Origin of the sequence: Pacificibacter sp., assembly GCF_039769035.1 — a bacterium.
In the GTDB taxonomy this organism is placed as follows: domain Bacteria; phylum Pseudomonadota; class Alphaproteobacteria; order Rhodobacterales; family Rhodobacteraceae; genus Celeribacter.
In genome coordinates, this window is the sequence record NZ_JBDMZG010000165.1 from 1 (window position 1) to 6040 (window position 6040).

The following is a 6040-nucleotide window of genomic DNA, read 5'->3' on the forward strand; positions in this document are numbered from 1 at the left end:
AGCTAAACCGTACCGTTGCTCTCGCTGAGTGGCGTCAACTATTGAGCGCATAGATTTAGGCTGTGCTAACAATCTGATGCGAGTTTTGATTTGTCTGACAGCTCCCCGCTTTGGGTTATTATGTCCTGGGTGATGATTTTCTGGCGACAGCGCCGGAAATGTAATCGGCGATCATGAGATCAAGATGCGCACCGCCACCGTTTTTGAACACGGTGATTTCGTCATCTGATTTGCGCGCCGTTGTCCCGCTTGCGATGAGATCATAGAAGTCCCCTTTGATGTCACTTTCGTTGATTATGCCGGCGGCAAGGGGGATCATCAACTCGCCGATATGATGCAGTGTGGTGTCGCGGCTGTCGACGAAAAGGGATCCAGATGAAATTAACGCATTATCGGCTTCGCGCATATCGGCCTTGAAGGCACCGATCAAATCGACATGCGTTCCGGGCGTAATCCATTCCCCCTTGAGAACAGGCGTGCGGGCCATCGTTGCAGAACTGATGATATCTGCGCTGGCGGCAGTTGTCGCCAAATCCTCTGCAACAGAGAGCTTTGCCTTGATGCCCGTCATCCGCTTCAAAAGAGCTTGGGCCTGTTCGGGTCGTCTGGCCCATACCAAAACATGCTCAAGTCTGGGAAATATCGCAGTATATGCATGGATGAGGCTTTCTGCGACCACCCCTGCGCCGACAATTAACAGCCGTTTGCTATCTGGTCGCGCCAGCAGACGTGCGCCAAGGGTTGAGTCGCTGGCCGTCTTGATTTCGGTGACAAGACGACTGTCGATGATGGCGCTCAGACCTCCCATGTCAGGCTCGTAGACCATCATCGCACCCTGAACGGTCGGCAAGCCCTTGGCCGGATTTTCGCCCATCACTGTGACCGCCTTCACGCCGTATCCCAGACCGTCGATGAATGCGGCCCGGTTCAACAAAGTCGCCGTTTGCGGCCCCAAAAAGATATCAGCTATCTCTGCCTTTGGCCGCAGGTGCCCGGCGCGCAAAGCTGCGACAGAACCCTCCCAGGACAACAGGTCAATGGCGCTCTCATAGTTGATGTAATTCGAGCTCATGTCTTTTCCCGCTTTTGCTTGAGGTAGTTGAGGAGAGACGCTTTTGCGTCTTGCACATGATCGTAGGTCAGTGCGGCGGCATGTTCGGCGTCGCCCGCTTCGCAGGCCGCAAGGATGCTCTCGTGTTCCTGTGTCGCGCGCTCCATCCCGTCGGTCAGGGAAAGCTGCGCGCGCAGATACCGGTCCAACCGGTCTAGAAGGCCGTTAATTACCTTGAGGTAGTTTGGGGAATTGGCGGCTTCGTAAAGACAGCAATGAAACTTGCGATTCAAGGCCGTCCATTCTTCGGGCTCGGTCGCGGCAGCAAAGGCCACATGATACGATCGGGCCTCGGCAAGTGACGCTTTGGTCATCAGCGGCACAGCGCGCCGCATGGCGTCGCTTTCGACAACCGCGCGCAGGTCGAAAATTTCGTCGAATTCCTCAATCGAAATGGCGGCAACCACCGCGCCCTTGTAACGCCGCGCTTCGACCAGACCAAGTTGTTCCAGTCGGGCGATCGCCTCACGCACTGGAATCCGGCTTGTGTTAAAGGCCTTTGCGATTTCCTCCTGTCGTAGAGGTTCGCCGTCTTCCATCTCGCCCATGATAATGGCCTGACGCAGTGAATCAAAAACAATCTCGGTTGCGGATTTGCTTTGAGCGACGTTAACGGCTTTGAAATTCATCGACTTTCCCTGATTTGAACTGTCTTCACTCACATATACTGGCTCGGCACCTCGATATCCAGCGTTGTTTATTGTTGCCTTTATATTGGATCCAATATACGAATTATCCATCTTAACCTCAACAGGGAGTTGACATAATGATAAAGATTCAAACTGCGGTCGCTGCGGCCGCCGTCCTTGCTACCACCTTTGCCGCTACGGTGAGCGCGGATACACTTGACGACGTTGTAGACCGCGGCACCCTGCGCTGCGGCGTTGTTCTGGATTTTCCACCAATCGGCTATCGCGATGCGAATAACGAACCTGCAGGCTTTGACGTGGATTATTGCGCCGATCTGGCCGCCGCGCTGGAAGTTGAATATGAAATTATGCCGCTGACATGGTCCGAGCGCCTGCCGGTGATCGTCACTGGCCGCGCCGACGTCGTTTTTGGTGCAACCTCTGACAGCCTGCAACGGGCGCGGACAGTTGGCTTCTCAATCCCTTACGCAGTTTACTATGCTCAGGGCGTTGTGAGCGCAGACAGCGGGATCACCACGTTTGATGACATCCGCGGCAAGCGCGTGGCGGCCGCTGTGGGCACCGTGCCGGAGCAGGAGTGGCTCAAGATCGCGGCGGAGTGGGGCGAAGAAGCCAACTATCAGGGCTACCAGTCCGAGAACGAGGTTTTCCTTGCCGTTGCGCAAGGTAAGGCTGACATTGGCCTGACCACCAACACTGCCGTTTTGCCGATTACGCAGCAATATGACAACATTCTTGCTGGCCCACGCATGCCTTGGACAACCGACTACACCTCGGTGGTGGCCAAGCGTCAGGACGTGTCGTGGCTGAACTACCTCAACCTCTTTGTCACCCATCAAGCGCGTTCTGGTCGCTATCAGGAGCTCTGGGGCAAATATGTCGGTGGCGATGCGCCTGAACTGCGCATTCCCGGCGTGATGTACTAAAACCAACCACCCCGCCCCAATTGAAGGGCGGGGTCACTCTACCGCGCGGGGGCTCGCATGTTCGACTATAATTTCCATTGGCGGCCAGTGTTCAAAAGCTTGCCGGACCTGCTTGCAGCCGGGTTGACGACGCTTGAGATTGCGGCTCTGTCGATGGTACTTGGGATCATCTTTGGTCTGGGGCTTGCGCTTATCCGCATGCACATGCGCGGCCCGCTGAAATGGCTCGCTTCGGCCTGGGTCGAACTGGCGCGTAACACACCTGCGTTGTTCCAATTGTTTTTTTTCGGGTTCGGACTGGGTGCCGTGGGCATTCACATGTCGCCATACGTGATCGTGCTCGTAGCCCTCAGCTTCAATTGCGCCGGATACCTTGCCGAAAACTTTCGTGGTGGGTTTCAGGCCATTCCTGACACGCAGATCCGCGCTGCACGCTCGTTGGGGATGACTGCATGGCAAAGCTATACGCGGATCATCATCCCGCAGGTTTTTCGCATCGTTTATCATCCACTGACCAACCAAATGGTCTGGGCAGTACTCATGTCTTCACTTGGAATGCTGGTGGGCTTTCGCGAGCTCTCTGGCGAAACACAGGCGTTGGCCAGCCGTACCTATCGCATTTTTGAATATTTCGCCGTCACTGCAGTAATTTACTATGTAATTGTCAAGATCATCCTGCTGGGATCACGCATGCTAGCCACGCGCCTATTTCGGTATTGAGGAGAGTACCATGGAACTGACGATAAGTTTCTTTTCCGGCTTTCAACCAAGCGATCTTTTGTATCTGACCCAAGCGGCATGGCGTACATTGCTGATCTCTATACTTTCTATTTCAATAGGTACCGTTTTGGGCGGGCTCTTTGGATGGATGATGTATGAGGGCAAGTGGGCCGCTGCCCTAACGCTCGGGCCATTGTTGGATGTGTTCCGCTCGGTGCCGTTGATCATCCAGTTGGTATTGTTCTATAATTTTGCACCCATTATCGGATTAAACCTAGACCCCTTCCTTTCTGGTGTTGTGATCCTTTCGATCTATTGCGCGTCCCTCGTTGCGAATGTCGCGCGTGGGGGCATGGAGGCCGTTGGGCAACCCATGCGCCGCGCGGCACGCTCGTTGGGCATGGCCTATTGGCAAGACTTAAGATATGTCGTCCTTCCCATAGGTGGACGTGCCGTCTTCCCCTCATGGGTGGGGGTCGCGCTTGGCGTGATGAAGGATAGCGCGCTTGTGTCGGTGCTGGGATATATCGAGCTGCTAAAAGCCAGCCAGATTCTGATTACGCGCACGCAGGAACCTTTATTGATCCTCACAATTGCTGGTGCATTCTACTTTGCACTATCTTATCCAATCTCGCGCTACGCCGCGACACTCGAAAAACGGTGGAGCTCATGATTGAAATTCGTGGACTAGAAAAATACTTTGGCACCTTACAGGTTCTCAAGGGCATCGACCTTGATATTCCGAAGGGTGAGGTGCTGTCCATTATCGGCGCGTCAGGATCGGGAAAATCGACCTTGCTATATTGCATCAACGGGCTTGAAGCGATCCAAGCGGGGACCGTCACCGTTGCAGGCACCGACGTGCACGCTAAGGGTACAGACATTAACAAACTACGCCAGAAAATGGGCATGGTGTTTCAACAGTGGAATAGCTTTCCGCATCTGACTGCGCTGGAAAACGTGGCGTTGGCCCCCCAAATCGTCAAAGGCAAATCAAAGGCAGAGGCCCGCGACATCGCCGCCAAACAACTGGAGCATGTCGGGTTGGGTGATAAGCTACACGTCTACCCAAGTGCTTTGTCCGGCGGCCAACAACAACGCCTTGCGATTGCCCGTGCATTGGCGATGGAACCCGATTACATGCTCTTTGACGAGGCAACATCAGCCCTTGATCCTGAACTGGTGGGCGAGGTGCTGGATACAATGCGCCTGCTGGCCGAAGAGGGTATGACCATGATCTGCGTCACCCATGAGATGAGCTTCGCACGCGATGTGTCTGACCGTGTGGCGTTTTTCCATCAGGGCGTTATTGAAGAAATTGACACGCCAGAGAACATCTTTGGATCCCCCAAATCCGAACACCTACAAAAATTCCTGTCCAACATTCGTTAAGGTCCAAGCATGCGTAGCACAAAAGTCATCCACACAGTTTCTTGTCATGCTGAGGGCGAAGTTGGGGACGTGATTGTTGGCGGAGTCACCCCACCGCCAGGCGAAAGCATCTGGGAACAACGCAAGTGGATTGCCAAGGATGACGTGCTTCGCAGCTTCATGCTCAATGAACCCCGCGGCGGCGTGTTTCGCCATGTGAACCTGTTGGTACCGCCCAAGCATCCAGAGGCTCAGGCGGCTTGGATCATCATGGAACCCGAGGACACACCGCCAATGTCCGGCTCAAACTCGATTTGTGTATCTACTGTCTTGCTGGATACAGGCATTATCCCGATGCAAGAGCCCGTTACGGAAATGGTCCTTGAAGCCCCGGGCGGTCTTGTGCGCGTTCGGGCGTATTGCGCCAATGGCAAAGCCGAATGGATCGAAGTTGAAAACCTGCCCTCATTTGCTGGCCTGATGGGCGTGCCTCTGGAAATTGAAGGCCTCGGAACCGTCATGGTTGACACTGCGTTTGGCGGTGACAGTTTTGTCGTGGTTGATCAGGCGTCACTCGGGCTTTCGCTGGAAGCCGACGAGGCACAAACCCTCGCTGAACTTGGCGTGAAAATCACAAATGCTGCAAACGACCAATTGGGCTTTGATCACCCGCTTAATCCAGACTGGAGACACCATTCTTTCTGTTTATTTGCCGGTGCGTTGCAACGCGGTGAAGACGGGCTTCAGGCGAAATCGATCGTCTCCATCCAACCGGGAAAGCTGGATCGCTCACCGACAGGAACCGCCGTCTCAGCGCGTATGGCGTTGCTTCATGCAAAGGGTGAGATGGCCGTTGGAGACCGCCTAACAGGCATCTCGATCATTGGGTCGGAATTCCACGGTAAAATCTTGGGCGAAACAAAAGTCGGGGAAACCCCAGCAATTAGGCCCGAGATTCGCGGTCGCGGCTGGGTCACGGGGACACACCAACACATGTTGGACCCAAGCGATCCGTGGCCCGAAGGCTACCGCCTTGCCGACACTTGGCCGCACTACAAGTAAAGGTTTTCTCGCAACATGCGCTTTGAGAGAAATACTTATCCGCAAAGCGGCGGGCACTGTCTCTTCCAAGATTTGATTTCACCAGTATTAGTCGAATGTTCTTCAGTTGATCCATCACGAAAATAAACGGCATAACGAACCGCAAGAACCAGTCATTGAGGGCGCTCCAGAAAAGGACAGAAATGTCTGCGTTTCGTGAC

The 6040-nt window shown here is 54.4% G+C and carries 7 protein-coding genes; 5 read left to right on the top strand and 2 right to left on the bottom strand.

All coding sequences use genetic code 11. From position 1 onward, the window contains the following. Positions 1–118: 118 nt before the first annotated feature. Together ABF287_RS13990 and ABF287_RS13995 are read right to left on the bottom strand one after the other, a co-directional pair. Complete coding sequence (locus ABF287_RS13990; protein ID WP_347185616.1) at positions 119–1072, bottom strand: ornithine cyclodeaminase; 954 nt, start codon at positions 1070–1072, stop codon at positions 119–121. Beyond that, positions 1069–1740, bottom strand: coding sequence for a GntR family transcriptional regulator (locus ABF287_RS13995; RefSeq protein WP_347185617.1), 672 nt, complete (start codon positions 1738–1740; stop codon positions 1069–1071). Before ABF287_RS13995 ends, ABF287_RS13990 begins: the two co-directional genes overlap by 4 nt. Positions 1741–1877: 137 nt before the next feature. Between ABF287_RS13995 and ABF287_RS14000 the strand changes: the two genes are divergently transcribed. Genes ABF287_RS14000 through ABF287_RS14020 form a run of 5 tightly spaced genes read left to right on the top strand, consistent with a single transcriptional unit; the run spans position 1878 to position 5840 of the window. Further along, positions 1878–2687, top strand: coding sequence for a transporter substrate-binding domain-containing protein (locus ABF287_RS14000; protein WP_347185618.1), 810 nt, complete (start codon positions 1878–1880; stop codon positions 2685–2687). 57 nt (positions 2688–2744) lie between these two features. Further along, positions 2745–3407 (top strand): amino acid ABC transporter permease, encoded by a 663-nt coding sequence (locus tag ABF287_RS14005; protein ID WP_347185619.1) that lies wholly within the window; start codon positions 2745–2747, stop codon positions 3405–3407. A 10-nt stretch (positions 3408–3417) separates the two neighbouring features. Continuing rightward, positions 3418–4080, top strand: a complete 663-nt coding sequence (locus ABF287_RS14010) for an amino acid ABC transporter permease (RefSeq protein ID WP_347185620.1) — start codon at positions 3418–3420, stop codon at positions 4078–4080. Then, positions 4077–4799 carry an amino acid ABC transporter ATP-binding protein gene (locus ABF287_RS14015; RefSeq protein WP_347185621.1) on the top strand — a complete coding sequence of 241 codons (723 nt, stop codon included), beginning with the start codon at positions 4077–4079 and terminating at the stop codon, positions 4797–4799. The genes ABF287_RS14010 and ABF287_RS14015 overlap by 4 nt, the downstream gene beginning before the upstream one ends. A gap of 9 nt (positions 4800–4808) precedes the next feature. Beyond that, complete coding sequence (locus ABF287_RS14020; protein ID WP_089894734.1) at positions 4809–5840, top strand: proline racemase family protein; 1032 nt, start codon at positions 4809–4811, stop codon at positions 5838–5840. The last annotated feature ends 200 nt before the right edge of the window (positions 5841–6040 follow it).

What these genes read in the sequence shown, in the direction of transcription:
- ABF287_RS14020 (WP_089894734.1), top strand. Translation starts at nt 4,809, where the DNA reads ATGCGTAGCACAAAAGTCATCCACACAGTTTCTTGTCATGCTGAGGGC.
- ABF287_RS14010 (WP_347185620.1), top strand. Translation starts at nt 3,418, where the DNA reads ATGGAACTGACGATAAGTTTCTTTTCCGGCTTTCAACCAAGCGATCTT.
- ABF287_RS14015 (WP_347185621.1), top strand. Translation starts at nt 4,077, where the DNA reads ATGATTGAAATTCGTGGACTAGAAAAATACTTTGGCACCTTACAGGTT.
- ABF287_RS13995 (WP_347185617.1), bottom strand. Translation starts at nt 1,740, where the DNA reads ATGAATTTCAAAGCCGTTAACGTCGCTCAAAGCAAATCCGCAACCGAG.
- ABF287_RS14005 (WP_347185619.1), top strand. Translation starts at nt 2,745, where the DNA reads ATGTTCGACTATAATTTCCATTGGCGGCCAGTGTTCAAAAGCTTGCCG.
- ABF287_RS13990 (WP_347185616.1), bottom strand. Translation starts at nt 1,072, where the DNA reads ATGAGCTCGAATTACATCAACTATGAGAGCGCCATTGACCTGTTGTCC.
- ABF287_RS14000 (WP_347185618.1), top strand. Translation starts at nt 1,878, where the DNA reads ATGATAAAGATTCAAACTGCGGTCGCTGCGGCCGCCGTCCTTGCTACC.